Below are 14659 nucleotides of genomic sequence, written 5' to 3'. Positions count from 1 at the left end.
ATCACCAGCCGCGCATGGCTCGATAGTGATCGAGCGCCTCATCGGTCGGGCCGGCGAAGACTATCTGTCCGTGTTCCATCAGCAGTGACTTGGAGCACATGCTGCGCACCAGATCCTCCGAATGCGAGGACAGGACGATGATGGAGACGCGCTCGGTGAAGCGCTCCAGACGCTCACGCGCCTTGTGCAGAAAGGCCGCATCACCGGCGCCGATGCCCTCATCGAGCAGCAGGATGTCCGGCACCACCGAGGTCGAGACGGCGAACGCCAGTCGCATCTGCATACCAGCCGAGTAGGTGCGGATCGGCAGATCGAGGAAGTCGCCCAGCTCGGTGAACTCGGCGATCTCATCCATCATGGCGTGGATCTTCTTACGCGGCAGTCCGAGAAAGAGTCCGCGCAGGACGATGTTCTCGTAGCCGGTGCTCTCCTGATTCATCCCGAGCGCGATATCGAACAGGGGCACGGTCGAACCCTCGACCGTCACCCGTCCGCTGTTTGGCTCGTAGATACCGCCGAGTACCCGTAGCAGCGTGGTCTTGCCGGCACCGTTGTGCCCGATGAGTCCGAGCCGGTCGCCGTTCTCGAGCGAGATGTTGATATCCTGCAACGCCTGCACCACCGAGATCCGCTGCGAGACCGTGTCGGCACGGATCTGGCCGCCGGTGGCACTCTGGATCAGACGGTTCTTGAGCGAGCGCGTCGAGGCGCTGTAGACAGGAAAGGAGACCGAGACGTTCTCCAGCTTGATCGAGGCCACGATGATCTCCCTCAGACCCAGTAAGCGACGCGCCAGCGGTAGGCTGAATAGAAGAAAAGCGCCACGGCCCAGCCGACGACCGTGATGGCGATGACCGGCAGCCAGTTGGCGAGCGCGGGCGCCTGGCCGAGCAGCGGGGCGCGCATGATCTCGACCAGATGATAGAAGGGGTTGAGATCGAGCCAGAGCGCGCGCCCTGGCAGCATCTCGGGCTTCCAGATGACCGGCGTGATGAAGAACAGCACCTGCACCACACTGCCGACGATCAGTGGCACGTCGCGAAAACGCGCGCTCACCAGACCGAGAAAGAGCGCCATCCAGAGTCCATTGAGCAGCAGCACCAGCAGCGCGACCGGCACCCAGAGCAGATTCCAGTTGAGATCGACCCCGAACCAGAGCGCGACTCCAAGGAAAACCCAGATGTTGTGCGCAAAGGCGATCAGGATCGACCACAGACCGCGATAGGCATAGATCGACAGCGGCGCGTTGAGCTGGCGGATCATGCCCTCGGCCAGGATGAAGGACTGGCAGCCGTCGTTGACCAGGCTCGCGATCAGACCCCAGATGACGAAGCCGGCAGCCAGAAAAGGCAGATAGTCGTGCAGATCCTGGCCGAAGATCTGGCCATAGAGCAGGCCGAGCGCCAGGACCATGATGGCCATCGACAGCGTAATCCAGAACGGTCCCAGCTTGGAGCGTCGATAGCGCTGGCGCACGTCATGTAGCCCGAGCGTCATCCAGAGTTCGCGCCGGTTCCAGCCGGCGCGGATATCGTGCAGGGCGCGTTCGAACTGCTCGCGCTTGAGTCCATGCTGGAGTTGGATCAGCAGGGACGACTCGCCATGTTGGGTGTCGGTCGACATCGATACTCAAACTCTGATCGACCCGCGTCCTGGCCGGACGGCGAGGCGTGGATCTTAAGGATTGTCTTTATCAGCGGCGCGTACTATATCACGCTGGTTTCGGTGCGAAGACGGTTTGGACTCAAGATCACGCCGCCTCGATCCTAGCGATACAGCGCCAGCGGAAAGTATTCGGTGATTAGAATCACCGGCTGATGCTCAATGGTGATGCGATAGGTGCGGAACACCGCCAGCTCGCCATCCGCCGTTCGGTCCAGCCCGACGTCCAGGACTTCGCGATAGCTCTCCAGCCCGCTGTCGCGGATCAGCACGCCGATGCCGATTTCGCGATCGATGAGCCGCCGGCGAAAGTCCGGCGGGATGAGCGGGGTGCGAATCAGTGAAAAAGCCTCGGCGAAACAGCGTCCGCTGTCTGTTCCACGCAGCCGGGCATCGCGGATCAGACAGGAGTCACCGCGTTCGACATCGAGCCAGGGCACCGGCTCCAGCGCGACCTCGAAGCGCTGCTCCAGGGTATCGACCGCGACCGGCTCCCAAAAATAGGCTTCCAGGATTTTGGTGACCGTACCATCGGTGACCAGCAGCGCGCGCAGAAAGGGCGGCAACTGGCTCAAGGGGATCGGCTCGCCCGTCGCGTCGACGAGTTCGCCAGCGCGTGCAAACCCATCACAGCGAAAAGGAGGGGCGATCGGCGCGGAGGTGCCGCGCCCGTAGTAACGATGCATCGAGTGAAGTCCAAAATACAACAGTGTTTGTTTTAGGCATCAAATCAGCGGGGTCTGGAGGCAATAGCGCCCATTGGCCGAGATGGGTTAAGATTGAAAGTGCTCGGTGTTGTAAAAAATCCGCCGATTGACCTGTTTGTGGGCTTGATGTCTCATTGAATTTGCCCCAAGCTTTACGCCGGAGACCGGCCCCTAAGTGGGATTTCCAATCCCAGACCTCCAGGGGCGCGGAACCAGTCGGGCTACAGGCTCACAGCGTGGGTGTGGCTCGGTAGTTTTACGCACCATGTGTTATACCTAAAGGGACTGCAAGGTCCACAACCTTCGGAGATTTCTCATGACCAAGATCGTCAAGGCTGCTTCCATCTCTGTCGCTGCGCTGCTGCTGCTCGGCGGCTGCACCACCGACCAGACCGCTCGCGACATGGCTCAGCAGGCCATGGACACCGCGAACAGCGCCCAGGCTTGCTGCAACTCCAACACCGAGCGTCTGGATCGGATGTATCAGAAGATCATGGGCAAGTGATTCACTTGACCTGATCCGTTCCGGTGTCCCACGAGCTGTGGGACGCCGGAGTCTTCTTCGACAGCCCGCTCCACCGCCTTCCAATCGATCGTCACCCCCTCAGCGTTGACCACTGACTCGGGAATCACCGAGTGATAGGGCTGGCGGACACTCTTCTCCCCGGTCTGCACCTCCAGATAGAGGTCGTTACCCAGCCAGCCATACTTGTAGGGTTGGTCAATGATGGCCACCGGCGTCTTGAGTTCGGTCATTCCATAGAGTTCCTCGATGCTTTCCGGATACATCCGGATACAGCCACCGCTGACCTCCAGACCCATGCCCCAGGGCTGATTGGTGCCGTGGATCAGATAATCCGGATTGCTCAGTCGCATGGCGAAACGTCCGAGCGGATTGTCCGGCCCCGGCGGTACCGTGGGTGGCAGGACGTGGCCGCGAGCGGCATGGTTGGCACGCACCTGCGGCCCTGGCGTCCAGGTCGGATCCTTGCGTTTCTGGATGACGTCGAAGTTGCCCAGCGGCGTGGCCATGGCATCCTTGCCCACCGTGATGGCATAGATACGCACGACGTTGGGCTCGTTGGGTGGATAGTAATACAGCCGTTTCTCGGCGCGATTGATCACGATCCCCTGACGCGGTACGTTCGGCAGCACATAGAAGGCCGGCACCAGCACCTGGGTTCCCTCACCCGGCACCCAGGTATCAACCTTGGGGTTGGCCTGACGCATGTCGTCATAGCCCAGATTGTTCTGGCGGGCGATGTCGAGCAGTGTATCCTTGGTGCGCGCCGTGAAATAGAAGGGTGTCCCCACGACCGAGTCGTTGGGGTTCTCCAGCCGGAAGGTCTCGGCCCAAGCGCTCTGTGGCATACCCCAGCCAAACACGGATGCGCAGAGCGCCGGCACGAGCCAGGCTCGGGGGCGTCCGCCAAGTTCAAGACCTCTCATAACTTTTTTAAGCTCCTGTTGCACAGCGATGAAAAAACCATCCCGATCGTCGCACGTCCGCAATATCGGGGTTGCCGCTCATGTGGATGCGGGCAAGACGACGCTCACCGAGCGCATCCTGTTCTACACCGGCGCCTCGCACAAGATCGGCGAGGTGCATGATGGCGCCGCTCACATGGACTATATGGCTGAGGAACAGCGCCACGGCATCACCATCACCGCTGCCGTCACCCAGGCCCAGTGGCGTGAGCATCTGATCCAGCTCATCGATACGCCCGGACACGTCGACTTCTCGATCGAGGTCGAGCGGGCGCTGCGCGTGCTCGATGGCGGCGTCATCGTCCTCGATGGCGTGCGAGGCGTCGAGCCCCAGACTGAGACGGTGTGGCGTCAGCGTGCGCGCTTCAAGCTCCCAGCGCTCCTGTTCATCAATAAGATGGATCGTCCGGGCGCGGATTTTGACCGTTGTCTGGCGTCCGTCAAGCAGCGTTTGCACGCCGAGCCGGTGCCGATCACGGTTCCGGTCCCCGAAGCGGGTGGCGTGCTGCATTTGATTGACCAACAGCTGATTCGTTTCATCGGTGAACAGGGCGAGCAGGTCGTCATCGAACCCTGTCCGCCTGAACTGTGGGCGCGTCATCGCGAGCGACGCGAGGCACTGGCACTGGCCGCCGCCGAGGCGGATGAGTCGCTGGCTGATCTGGTGCTCGCCGGCGAGGAGGTGCCGCCTGAACGTCTACGCGCCGCCATCCGCGCCGGAACACTGGCCGGGACGCTCTTTCCCTGCTATGGCGGCAGCGCATTGCGCAATCTGGGTGTGCAGCCGCTCATCGATGGTGTGATCGACTTCTTGCCCGCTCCGCTCGACCGGCCTGCGGCACTGGCCGAGCGGCCCGATGAGACGCGCGAGTCGGTCGTCATGACCCCGGATGGGCCACTTGCCGCGCTCGCCTTCAAGGTCCAGCTCTGGGACGGGCGCCGGCATGTCTTCGTGCGGCTCTATCGCGGACGGTTGGCGCCGGGCGATGCGGTCGAGTTCCTGACGCCCGATGGGCGCGTGCAGCGCGAGCAGGTGGCGCGGCTGTTCGAGGTCGATGCCGGCAAGAAGACCAAGCGCGATCTGGCCGAGGCCGGCGATATCGTACTCCTGGCCGGGCTGCGGTTCGCCAGCACGGGCGATACGCTCTGCGCACCCGGCCAGGTGCTGAGCCTGGAGCGCATCCAGACTCATGATCCGGTGCTCGGGTTGGCCATCGAGCCGGCGACGGGGACCGATGAAGACAAGCTGATCGAGGTGCTGAGCAAAATCCAGCAGGAAGACCCGACCCTGCGTGTCGAAGACGATCCCGAGACCGGCCAGCGTCTGCTCCGGGGCATGGGTGAATTGCATTTGCAGATCGTCATTGAGCGTCTGGAACGTGAGTTCGGTGTTGGCGTCCGTGTCGGACGGCCGGCTGTGGCCACGCGCGAGACCATCACTCAGCCAGCCCGCGCCGATGCGCTGTTCGCCCCGCCACCCACGCCTGATCCGCGCCAGCCGGATCTGATGGCGAGGGCTGTGGTCAGCGTCCGGCCGCGCGAGCGGGGGCAGGGGGTGCTGGTCGAGCTGCAACCGCGTCTGCGGCCCGAGGGTGCTCAGCTCGATGCGGCGCACATTCCGACGATCCGTGACGTGATCGACAATACGCTGGCCAGCGGTCCGCGCCTGGGCGCTCAGCTGCTGGATCTCACGGTGAGTGTCGAGGAACTGGAGTTCTTTGGCACGGGTTCAACTCCGGCGGCGCTGGCAGCCGCCGTCGGCACGGCGCTGCGCAAAGCCTTGGAGAAGGCGCATCCGGCGCTGATGACGCCGGTCATGCGTCTGGAGGTGGTCGTGCCTGAGCCGAATCTGGGTGCCGTGCTCGGTGATCTTCAGTCGCGACATGCGCTGATCCAGTCGACCGAGATCCAGGATGAGCTGGCCACGATCCGGGCCGAGGCGGCGCTGGAGCCGCTGCTTGGCTATGCAACGACATTGCGCGGACTGACTCAGGGACGCGGGCAGTTCAGTCTGGAATTCGAGCGCTTTGATCTGTGAGCCGCGCCATCAAGCAATCACCACGCGATCGCGTCCGCCTTCCTTGGCCCGATACAGCCCGGTATCGGCGCGCTCGATCAGCGATGCGCCGGTTTCGCCCGGCTTGAAGCGCGTCAGGCCGATCGAGACGGTGATTGCGCCGATGGTGTCTTTGGTGCTCTTGCGTTTGATCTGGAGCGCGGCGACCTGGCGGCGGATCTGCTCGGCCAGTGTCTGGGCGGCCTCCAGCTCGTCGTTGACGATGACCGCGAACTCTTCCCCGCCATAGCGGGCGACGAACACGCGCTCGCTTTGTACCTTGGCCAGCACACTACCGACGATCTCCAGGACACGATCGCCCATGGGATGCCCATAGGTATCGTTGAGCTGCTTGAAGCGGTCGAGATCGAGCATCATCAGACAGGTCGGCTCGTCGGGCGCCGAGAGTGACTGCACGAGTGCCTCATCGAAGCCGCGTCGGTTGGGGATCTTGGTCAGCGCATCCACACGCGCGCGGCGCTCGCTCTCCTCCAGCTCGCGCTTGAGCCGCTCGACCTGAGCGCCGGCCGATTTCAGTTCGCTCTGGAAGGCTTGGGTGAGGTTTTCCAGGTCGCGCGTTTCGGTGAGCAGTTGGCCGACCATGGCGCGGATTCGTTCCTGATCGTCGTTTTCCTCGAAGACCGTCAGCGCCTCGCGCAGACTGGCGCCATAGTCCTGGGTGCCGCGCAGATTGCGCGAGACCGCCCGTGTCAACCGCGTGACGATATCGACGATGAGGTCGCGCGCTTGCGGGCTGGTCGGCAGGTAATGCTTGACGAAATACTCGAAGAACAGCGATTCGCTCTTCTCGGCGTCATAGGGGCCGTTTTCCGGAAAGTCCGCGAGCAATGAGCGGCTCAGATCCGGACAGGCGTTCTGGACGTGTGCGTACCAGAGCGCGTAATTGTAGGGTGTCGGTGGGATGCGGCGACGCACCATTTGCGGCACGGCCATGCGCAGATAGTCCGAGGCCGTATTCAGGTCATCCCTGAAATCCATCCGGTTGACGCTCATGGCTGCTTGACCCGCCAAAAATGTGTTGGAAACCACGAAGCCATCGTCCGCTTGATGGGACGATGGCTTCCGATCGGCGCCAATGATAAGCGAGCCGGTGACTGAGCGTCGTAAAAATGTCGAGATGCCGCCCGACTGCGTCGCGGCTCAGTCCGATTCCTTCGACGTCTCCTCGTCTGATTTGGTGCGGCTGGAGTCGCGTCGTGAGTTTGAGTACTGATAGTAGAGCAGCCAGCCGACCAGTCCCAGGAACACCATCAGTTCCATCGCCGCCAAGGAAGAACCATTCGCCATGATCTTTACCCCTCTGAAAGTCGATAGGTCGTCGATAGTGGATCGCGCGCCGCCTTGACGCTGAGGTCGGAGAATTGGGCCGTGCGCGGCGATTGCAACGACGCTTGGCCCCTTCCCACAACGAAAGAGCCCCGCCGAAGCGGGGCTCGTGTCAGGTCAGCGATGGCGGATGCCGATCAATGACCCGTGGCGACTCCAGCGCCACGCGGGATGCGCACATCCTCGACCAGATGCTGGATGTGCTCAGGCGGCGGTGCCGTGAGCGCCGAGACCAGCAGGGCGACCATGAAGTTCACCAGCGCGCCGATCGCGCCGAAGGCGTTCGGTGAGATGCCGAAGAACCAGTTCTCGCCCATCCCCATATCGGGCATCAGGAACTCGGTGCCCGGAATGAAGAGGATGCCCTTGTGCTGGAACACATAGAGCAGAGTCACGGTAATACCGGCGACCATGCCTGAGATCGCCCCCTCCTTGTTCATGCGCTTGGCGAAGATGCCGAGCATGAGCGCGGGGAAGATCGAGGAGGCTGCCAGACCGAAGGCAATGGCCACGGTTCCCGCCGCGAATCCTGGCGGATTCATGCCGAGATAGCCGGCCAGCACAATAGCGCCGATCATCGACAACCGCCCGGCCATCAGCTCCTTCTTCTCGGTGATGTGCGGCATGAACACGCCCTTGAGCAGGTCATGCGAGATCGCCGAGGAGATGGCCAGCAGCAGACCGGCGGCTGTCGAGAGCGCCGCCGCCAGACCGCCGGCGACCACCAGCGCGATCACCCAGTCGGGCAGTTTCGCGATCTCGGGGTTGGCCAGCACCATGATGTCGTTGTTGACCGTGACCATCTCGTTGCCTTTCCAGCCGAATCCCTCGGCCTTGGCGGCGAACTCGGCGTTCTTGTCGTCGTAGTACTGGATCAGGCCGTCGCCGTTCTTGTCCTCATACTTCAGAAGACCCGTGGTCTCCCAACGCTTGAACCAGTCGGGACGCTCGTCGTAGGCCAGGTTGCTGCTCTCCTCGCCGACTGGACCAATCTGGATGGTATCCATCAGGTTCAGACGTGCCATCGCACCGACAGCCGGGGCGGTGGTGTAGAGGATGGCGATGAAGACCAGCGCCCAGCCGGCCGAATAGCGCGCATCGGCAACCTTAGGCACGGTGAAGAAGCGGATGATGACGTGCGGCAGACCAGCGGTACCGATCATCAGCGACAGGGTATAGACGAACATGTTGAGCGTGCTGCCCATCACCTGGGTGGTATATTCCTTGAAGCCAAGATCCGTGACCACCTGATCGAGCTTTTCCAGCAGGGACATGCCGCTGGCGACGCCGTCGGGGGCGTATTCGCTGCCCAGACCCAGTTGCGGGATGGGGTTGCCGGTCAGATTCAGCGAGATGAAGATCGCCGGGATGGTGTAGGCGAAGATCAGCACCACGTACTGCGCGATCTGGGTGTAGGTGATGCCCTTCATGCCGCCGAGGATGGCGTAGACGGCCACGATACCCATGCCGGCGACGATGCCCATTTCGTAGGAAATGCCGAGGAAGCGGCCGAAGGCCACACCGATACCCGTCATCTGGCCGATGACGTAGGTCACCGAAGCCAGGATCAGACAGATGACGGCCACCACGCGCGCCGAGTTGGCATAGTAGCGGTCGCCGATGAACTCAGGCACCGTGAACTTGCCGAATTTGCGCAGATAGGGCGCCAGCAGCAGGGCCAGCAGCACATAGCCGCCGGTCCAGCCCATCAGGAACACCGAGCCGCCATAGCCGCCGAAGGCGATCATACCGGCCATGGAAATAAACGAGGCTGCCGACATCCAGTCAGCCGCTGTCGCCATCCCATTGGCAACCGGATGCACGCCGCCGCCGGCGACGTAGAATTCACTGGTGGAGCCGGCGCGTGCCCAGATCGCGATGCCGATATAGATCGCGAAGGTCAGGCCGACGATGGAATAGGTCCAGATCTCAAGTGGGCTCATTAGGTGCGTTCCTCACTCTTCGCCGACGTCGAATTGCTGATCGAGCCGATTCATCAGGGCGGCGTAGACGAAGATCAGCGCCACGAAAACATAGATCGAACCCTGTTGGGCGAACCAGAAGCCGAGCGGGTAGCCGCCGAGATGGATAGCGTTCAGCGGCTCGACGAGCAGGACGCCGAAGCCGTAGGAAACGACGAACCAAACGATCAAAAGGACTGTTAGATAGCGAAGATTCGCTTTCCAATAGTCCGCACGCTTGTCAGGTGTCATGGTCGATGTCACTCCGTTCTAAGGTTTACGGTATTGGCCTGAAGGTGGCGGGGTGACGATGGGGCGCGCCGCCGAGAGCCGCCTGGAAGCGGTTCGGTGCGCTCAAAACATGGCAGAAGCCCCCTCGTTGGTTATGATTCATCCGTCTCGTTCTGCCTTATCGAGCGAATTGTCAGCATTGTCTGGTTGCACTTGGCGTGCTGTCAACGTTTCAATCGGTCGGTCTGCGTTCTGAACCGGCTCGCACAGAAGATCATTTGCCCTAGAGAACACCATGCATTACATCAGTACCCGTGGCGGAATCGAGCCGATTGGTTTCGCTCAAGCCGTGATGATGGGGCTGGCGACCGATGGCGGTCTGCTGGTTCCAGCTGAGATTCCAGCCCTCGATCCAGCGCGTCTGCGCGCCTGGGCGGACTTGAGCTTTCAGGCGCTGGCGCTCGAAGTGTCGACACTTTTCATCGGCGATGAGATTCCGCGTGCCGACTTGAAGGCGCTGATCGACCGCTCTTACGCGACCTTCAGCCATCCCGAGGTCACGCCGGTGGTCGCGGCGGGCGAGACGCGCATCCTGGAACTCTTCCACGGTCCGACGGCGGCCTTCAAGGACGTGGCCCTGCAATGGCTCGGCAATCTGTTTGAATATCTGCTCGAACGCGAGGGTGGCCGGCTCAATATCGTCGGCGCCACCTCGGGCGACACCGGCTCGGCGGCCATCTATGGCGTGCGCGGCAAGGAGCGCATCCAGATCTTCATCCTGCATCCCAAGGGCCGGGTCTCGCCGATCCAGGAACGGCAGATGACCACGGTGCTCGATGCCAATGTCCACAATGTCGCGGTGCGCGGCACCTTCGACGATGCGCAGAACATCGTCAAGACACTATTCAACGATCTGCCCTTCAAGTCGGCCTATCGGCTCGGCGCGGTCAACTCGATCAACTGGGCGCGCATCCTGGCGCAGACGGTCTACTACTTCTATGCCTGGGGCCGGATCTCGGGCGGTGATCCCGAGCGCCGGGTCAGCTTCTCGGTGCCGACCGGCAACTTCGGCGACGTCTTCGCCGGCTATCTGGCCCGTCGCATGGGGTTGCCGATCGATCGGCTCGTTATCGCCACCAATTGCAACGACATCCTGACCCGATTCGTCCAGAGCGGCGTCTATGCCGTCGAGGACGACGTCCATCAGACACTCAGTCCGGCGATGGACATCCAGATTGCCTCCAACTTCGAGCGCTATCTCTACTATCTGCACGACGGCGATCAGGCACAGGTCCGCGCCCTGCTCGACGATCTCAAGCGCACGGGACGACTCGAAGTCTCGGCCGCGCATCATCGGCAGGTCCAGGCCGATTTCGATGCAGTCGCCGTGAGCGATGCCGAGACGCTCGACCAGATCCGGGCGACCTATGCGGCGACGGGGTACATCCTCTGTCCGCATACCGCTGTCGGGGTGCGCGCCGCGCGTGCTGTGCCGGACGCCGTCTGTCTGGCCACGGCGCATCCGGCCAAGTTCAGTGAAGCGGTCGTCCAGGCCATCGGTTGCGAGGCTCCGCCACCGCCGTCACTGCAAGGTCTGTTGGCGAAGGAGGCGCGCTGCGAGGAACTCGACGCCACCGCTGAGGCTGTGAAAGGATACCTTGAAGCAACGCTCAAGGCGGTGTCCCCGGCATGACTGATTTGGTTCCAAATAAGTCGGTCGTGAATGCGCCGGCTCGGGGAGCGTCCGGGCGTCGCGTCCTGATCATGGACACCACCCTGCGCGATGGCGAGCAGACTCAAGGCGTGTCCTTCGCGCCCGCCGAGAAGCTCAATCTCGCCAAGGCGCTGCTCGAACAGGTGCGGGTCGACCGCATCGAGGTCGCCTCGGCGCGCGTGTCCTCGGGTGAGGCCAGTGCTGTGGCCCAGATCATCGACTGGGCCAGGGAGCGCGGACTGGCCGAGCGGGTCGAGGTACTGGGGTTCGTCGATGGCGGGGCGAGCGTGGACTGGATCCGCCGCGCCGGCGGTCAGGTGCTCAACCTGCTGGCCAAGGGCAGCGAAAAGCACTGTCAGGGCCAGCTCGGCAAGACGCTCGATGCACATGTCGCCGATGTGCGCGCGACCATCGATCTGGCCCAATCGCAGGGGTTGAGTGTCAATCTTTATCTGGAGGACTGGTCAAACGGCTATCGCGACAATCCGGACTATGTCTATGGTCTGGTCGAGCGGCTGGCCGATGCCGGGATCGGGCATTTCATGCTCCCCGACACGCTCGGGGTCATGACGCCGGATCAGGTCTTCACGGCCATCTCGGACATGGTCGGGCGTTTTCCAGCGCTCCAGTTCGATTTCCATCCACATAACGACTATGGACTGGCAACGGCCAATGTGCTGGCGGCCGTCCGGGCGGGCGCCGCGGCCGTGCACTGCACCGTCAACTGTCTCGGCGAGCGGGCGGGGAATGCCTCGCTGGCCGAGGTCGCCGTCAATCTGCGCGATCAGCTCGACGGCGAACTCGGGATCGACGAGACCCATCTGGCGCGGGTCAGCGAGCTGGTCGAGTCTTTCTCGGGCAAGCGGATCAGCGACAATGCGCCCATCGTCGGGGCGGATGTCTTCACTCAGACCGCCGGCATTCATGCGGATGGTGACAAGAAGGGCAGTCTCTATCACAGCCGGCTTTCACCCGAACGTTTCGCACGGCGGCGCAAATATGCACTGGGCAAGCTCGCCGGTAAGGCGTCGCTGGCCAAGAACCTGGAGCGGCTCGATATCGAGCTGTCGGAGGAGAATCAGCGCAAAGTCTTGCAGCGCATCGTCGAGCTGGGCGATTCCAAGAAAACCATCACCACGGAGGATCTGCCCTTCATCATCGCCGAGGTGCTGGAGAGCAAGGACTATGATCACGCTGAACTGCTGTCCTGCACGGTTTCGTCGAGTCTGGATCTGGAGTCCATGGCCGGGATCAAGATCCGGCTCGGCGATCAGGTCTTCACCGGCACGGGCGCCGGCAATGGCGGCTTCGATGCCTTCACCAATGCGCTCGGGCGGATTCTCAAGCGTCAGGGTCTAACGCTGCCGCCGTTGATCGATTATGAGGTCCGCATCCCCAGGGGCGGTCGTACCGATGCGCTCACCGAATGCAGCATCACCTGGCAGACCGAGCGCGGCGAGCTGCGCACCCGTGGCGTCCATGCCAATCAGGTGTTCGCCGCCATTGGGGCTACCATGCGGATGCTGAATATCCAGATGCATCGGGCGCTGGCCGAGTCCAGGCGGGACAGCACGGCGTAAAGCGTCAAGAAACGAATTATCAGGAGATCATCACACCATGTGCGGAATCGTCGGTGCCATCGCTCAACGCCCGGTCGCGGCCATCCTGTTGGAGGGTCTGCGCCGACTCGAATATCGCGGATACGACTCAGCGGGCCTGGCGGTGCTCGACGAGGCCGGCCGGATCGACCGGCGGCGCGAACTCGGCAAGGTCGCGCGTCTGGCCGCAGCGGTTGACGCCAGTCCGCTCCAGGGGACGCTCGGCATTGCCCACACGCGCTGGGCGACCCACGGCGAGCCGGCGACTCACAATGCCCATCCGCACCTCAGCCACGACCGTTGCGCGCTCGTGCACAACGGCATCATCGAGAATCATGAGGCACTGCGGCGCGAACAGCTCGCCGCCGGCTACGTCTTCACCTCGGAGACCGACACGGAGGTCGTGGTCCATGCCATCCATGCCGAGCTGGCGCGCGGCGTGCCGCTGGTCGAGGCGGTCCGCGCCGCGACCGGGCGCTTGCATGGGGCCTATGCGCTCGGTGTGATCGATGCGGCCGATCCCGAGCATCTGATCGCAGCACGCCAGGGCAGTCCACTGGTCATCGGGGTCGGTTTTGGCGAGCACTTTATCGCCTCGGACGTCTTCGCACTCCTGCCGGTCACTAATCGCTTCATCTTCCTGGAAGAGGGCGATCTCGCCGAGCTGACGCGCGAGCAGGTGCGGATCTGGGATCGCGATGGTCAGCGCGTCGAGCGTCCGGTCAAGACGTCCACGGTCTCGGCCGAGGCCACCGAGCGTGGTCCCTATCGGCACTATATGCAGAAGGAGATCTTCGAGCAGCCACGCGCCATCGCCGATACCCTGGAAGGGCGTCTGAGCGGTGAGCATGTGTTGCCGGAGACGTTCGGCAATCAGGCCGGTGAACTCTTCCAGCGTTTACGAGCCGTGACCATCGTCGCCTGCGGCACCAGCTTCCATGCCGCACTGGTGGCGCGCTACTGGATGGAAGCGGTTGCGGGTGTGCCCTGTCAGGTCGAGGTGGCGAGCGAGTATCGCTATCGTCGGCACGTCGTCCCGGAGCAGGCGCTGTTCGTAACCATCTCACAGTCAGGTGAGACCGCCGACACCCTGGCCGCGCTGCGTCAGGCCAAGGCGTCGGGCTATGCGGCGACGCTGGCCATCTGTAACGTGCCCGAGAGTTCGCTGGTGCGCGAATCAGATCTGGTCTTTCTCACCCATGCCGGCCCCGAGATCGGTGTGGCTTCGACCAAGGCCTTCACCACCCAGCTGGTGGCGCTGCTGCTGCTGACCATCGCCCTCGGGCGTTTTCATCGACTCGATGCGGCCGCTGAAGCCGAGTTGGTGGCCTTGCTGCGCACGCTGCCGGGCAAGATCGAAGAGGTGCTGCGACTCGATGAGACCATTGCCACGCTGGCCGAGCAGTTCGTCGACAAGCAGCACACGCTCTTTCTCGGGCGCGGCGAGCAGTATCCGATCGCGATGGAAGGGGCGCTCAAGCTCAAGGAAATCTCCTATATCCATGCCGAAGCCTATCCGGCCGGTGAACTCAAGCATGGCCCCCTGGCCCTGATCGATGAGCAGATGCCGGTGGTGGTGGTCGCCCCCAACAACGCGCTGCTCGAAAAGCTCAAATCCAATCTGGAAGAGGTGCGCGCGCGCGGCGGTCAGCTCGTGGTGTTCGCTGATTTCCAGGTGCCACTGGATGAAGGGGAGGGCGTGACGGTCGTGCGTCTGCCCGAAACCGATGATCTGATCGATCCGCTGATCTTCACCATCCCGCTGCAACTGCTGGCCTATCATGTCGCCGTGCTCAAGGGCACGGACGTCGATCAGCCGCGCAATCTGGCCAAGTCGGTGACGGTGGAATAGGCGCGATGTCTGACCGCTTGAGCGGTTTTTGGGCAGAGTGTGA

Annotated in this window: 13 protein-coding genes; 5 read left to right on the top strand and 8 right to left on the bottom strand. The window is 62.7% G+C overall.

What is annotated here, in order from left to right; translation table 11 throughout:
• Nucleotide 1: 1 nt before the first annotated feature.
• The 3 genes from GJ668_RS09255 to GJ668_RS09245 form a co-directional block, all read right to left on the bottom strand.
• Nucleotides 2-760 (bottom strand): ABC transporter ATP-binding protein, encoded by a 759-nt coding sequence (locus GJ668_RS09255; RefSeq protein WP_343032197.1) that lies wholly within the window; start codon nucleotides 758-760, stop codon nucleotides 2-4.
• 11 nt (nucleotides 761-771) lie between these two features.
• Nucleotides 772-1623 carry an ABC transporter permease gene (locus GJ668_RS09250; RefSeq protein WP_155449871.1) on the bottom strand — a complete coding sequence of 284 codons (852 nt, stop codon included), beginning with the start codon at nucleotides 1621-1623 and terminating at the stop codon, nucleotides 772-774.
• A gap of 143 nt (nucleotides 1624-1766) precedes the next feature.
• Nucleotides 1767-2348: a chorismate--pyruvate lyase family protein gene (locus GJ668_RS09245; protein ID WP_155449870.1), complete on the bottom strand. Its 582-nt coding sequence runs from the start codon at nucleotides 2346-2348 to the stop codon at nucleotides 1767-1769.
• 337 nt (nucleotides 2349-2685) lie between these two features.
• On the opposite strand from GJ668_RS09245, the gene GJ668_RS09240 reads away from it, so the two are divergent.
• Entirely contained in the window at nucleotides 2686-2874 is a 189-nt protein-coding gene (locus GJ668_RS09240; protein WP_012972135.1) for an alanine-zipper protein, read from the top strand.
• Here GJ668_RS09240 and GJ668_RS09235 read toward each other — a convergent pair.
• Complete coding sequence (locus tag GJ668_RS09235) at nucleotides 2853-3740, bottom strand: L,D-transpeptidase family protein (protein ID WP_425482483.1); 888 nt, start codon at nucleotides 3738-3740, stop codon at nucleotides 2853-2855. The two genes, GJ668_RS09240 and GJ668_RS09235, sit on opposite strands and share 22 nt — an antisense overlap.
• A gap of 106 nt (nucleotides 3741-3846) precedes the next feature.
• Here GJ668_RS09235 and GJ668_RS09230 point away from each other — a divergent pair, with 106 nt between their 5' ends.
• Nucleotides 3847-5895 (top strand): elongation factor G, encoded by a 2049-nt coding sequence (locus GJ668_RS09230; RefSeq protein WP_155449868.1) that lies wholly within the window; start codon nucleotides 3847-3849, stop codon nucleotides 5893-5895.
• Nucleotides 5896-5904: 9 nt separating this feature from the next.
• On the opposite strand, the gene GJ668_RS09225 is transcribed toward GJ668_RS09230, so the two are convergent.
• The 4 genes from GJ668_RS09225 to GJ668_RS09215 form a co-directional block, all read right to left on the bottom strand.
• Entirely contained in the window at nucleotides 5905-6927 is a 1023-nt protein-coding gene (locus tag GJ668_RS09225) for a GGDEF domain-containing protein (RefSeq protein WP_155449867.1), read from the bottom strand.
• Nucleotides 6928-7074: 147 nt separating this feature from the next.
• Nucleotides 7075-7221 (bottom strand): hypothetical protein, encoded by a 147-nt coding sequence (locus GJ668_RS20120; RefSeq protein ID WP_186343000.1) that lies wholly within the window; start codon nucleotides 7219-7221, stop codon nucleotides 7075-7077.
• A gap of 176 nt (nucleotides 7222-7397) precedes the next feature.
• Nucleotides 7398-9203 carry a sodium:solute symporter family protein gene (locus GJ668_RS09220; protein ID WP_155449866.1) on the bottom strand — a complete coding sequence of 602 codons (1806 nt, stop codon included), beginning with the start codon at nucleotides 9201-9203 and terminating at the stop codon, nucleotides 7398-7400.
• Nucleotides 9204-9215: 12 nt separating this feature from the next.
• Nucleotides 9216-9473, bottom strand: a complete 258-nt coding sequence (locus tag GJ668_RS09215; protein ID WP_155449865.1) for a DUF4212 domain-containing protein — start codon at nucleotides 9471-9473, stop codon at nucleotides 9216-9218.
• 274 nt (nucleotides 9474-9747) lie between these two features.
• Between GJ668_RS09215 and thrC the strand changes: the two genes are divergently transcribed.
• The 3 genes from thrC to glmS are packed head-to-tail and all read left to right on the top strand — an operon-like array spanning nucleotide 9748 to nucleotide 14616.
• Entirely contained in the window at nucleotides 9748-11145 is a 1398-nt protein-coding gene (thrC, locus tag GJ668_RS09210) for a threonine synthase (protein ID WP_155449864.1), read from the top strand.
• On the top strand, nucleotides 11142-12746 hold the full coding sequence (locus tag GJ668_RS09205) for an alpha-isopropylmalate synthase regulatory domain-containing protein (RefSeq protein WP_425482482.1): 1605 nt from the start codon (nucleotides 11142-11144) through the stop codon (nucleotides 12744-12746). The genes thrC and GJ668_RS09205 overlap by 4 nt, the downstream gene beginning before the upstream one ends.
• Before the next feature lie 37 nt (nucleotides 12747-12783).
• Nucleotides 12784-14616: a glutamine--fructose-6-phosphate transaminase (isomerizing) gene (glmS, locus tag GJ668_RS09200; protein ID WP_155449863.1), complete on the top strand. Its 1833-nt coding sequence runs from the start codon at nucleotides 12784-12786 to the stop codon at nucleotides 14614-14616.
• The last annotated feature ends 43 nt before the right edge of the window (nucleotides 14617-14659 follow it).

This window comes from Allochromatium palmeri, from assembly GCF_009720725.1.
GTDB lineage: Bacteria > Pseudomonadota > Gammaproteobacteria > Chromatiales > Chromatiaceae > Thermochromatium > Thermochromatium palmeri.
This window is presented reverse-complemented; position numbering and strand designations above follow the sequence as displayed.

What these genes read in the sequence shown, in the direction of transcription:
- GJ668_RS09235 (WP_425482483.1), bottom strand. Translation starts at nt 3,740, where the DNA reads ATGCCACAGAGCGCTTGGGCCGAGACCTTCCGGCTGGAGAACCCCAAC.
- GJ668_RS09245 (WP_155449870.1), bottom strand. Translation starts at nt 2,348, where the DNA reads ATGCATCGTTACTACGGGCGCGGCACCTCCGCGCCGATCGCCCCTCCT.
- thrC (WP_155449864.1), top strand. Translation starts at nt 9,748, where the DNA reads ATGCATTACATCAGTACCCGTGGCGGAATCGAGCCGATTGGTTTCGCT.
- GJ668_RS09225 (WP_155449867.1), bottom strand. Translation starts at nt 6,927, where the DNA reads ATGAGCGTCAACCGGATGGATTTCAGGGATGACCTGAATACGGCCTCG.
- GJ668_RS09220 (WP_155449866.1), bottom strand. Translation starts at nt 9,203, where the DNA reads ATGAGCCCACTTGAGATCTGGACCTATTCCATCGTCGGCCTGACCTTC.
- GJ668_RS09240 (WP_012972135.1), top strand. Translation starts at nt 2,686, where the DNA reads ATGACCAAGATCGTCAAGGCTGCTTCCATCTCTGTCGCTGCGCTGCTG.
- GJ668_RS09230 (WP_155449868.1), top strand. Translation starts at nt 3,847, where the DNA reads ATGAAAAAACCATCCCGATCGTCGCACGTCCGCAATATCGGGGTTGCC.
- glmS (WP_155449863.1), top strand. Translation starts at nt 12,784, where the DNA reads ATGTGCGGAATCGTCGGTGCCATCGCTCAACGCCCGGTCGCGGCCATC.
- GJ668_RS20120 (WP_186343000.1), bottom strand. Translation starts at nt 7,221, where the DNA reads ATGGCGAATGGTTCTTCCTTGGCGGCGATGGAACTGATGGTGTTCCTG.
- GJ668_RS09205 (WP_425482482.1), top strand. Translation starts at nt 11,142, where the DNA reads ATGACTGATTTGGTTCCAAATAAGTCGGTCGTGAATGCGCCGGCTCGG.
- GJ668_RS09250 (WP_155449871.1), bottom strand. Translation starts at nt 1,623, where the DNA reads ATGTCGACCGACACCCAACATGGCGAGTCGTCCCTGCTGATCCAACTC.
- GJ668_RS09215 (WP_155449865.1), bottom strand. Translation starts at nt 9,473, where the DNA reads ATGACACCTGACAAGCGTGCGGACTATTGGAAAGCGAATCTTCGCTAT.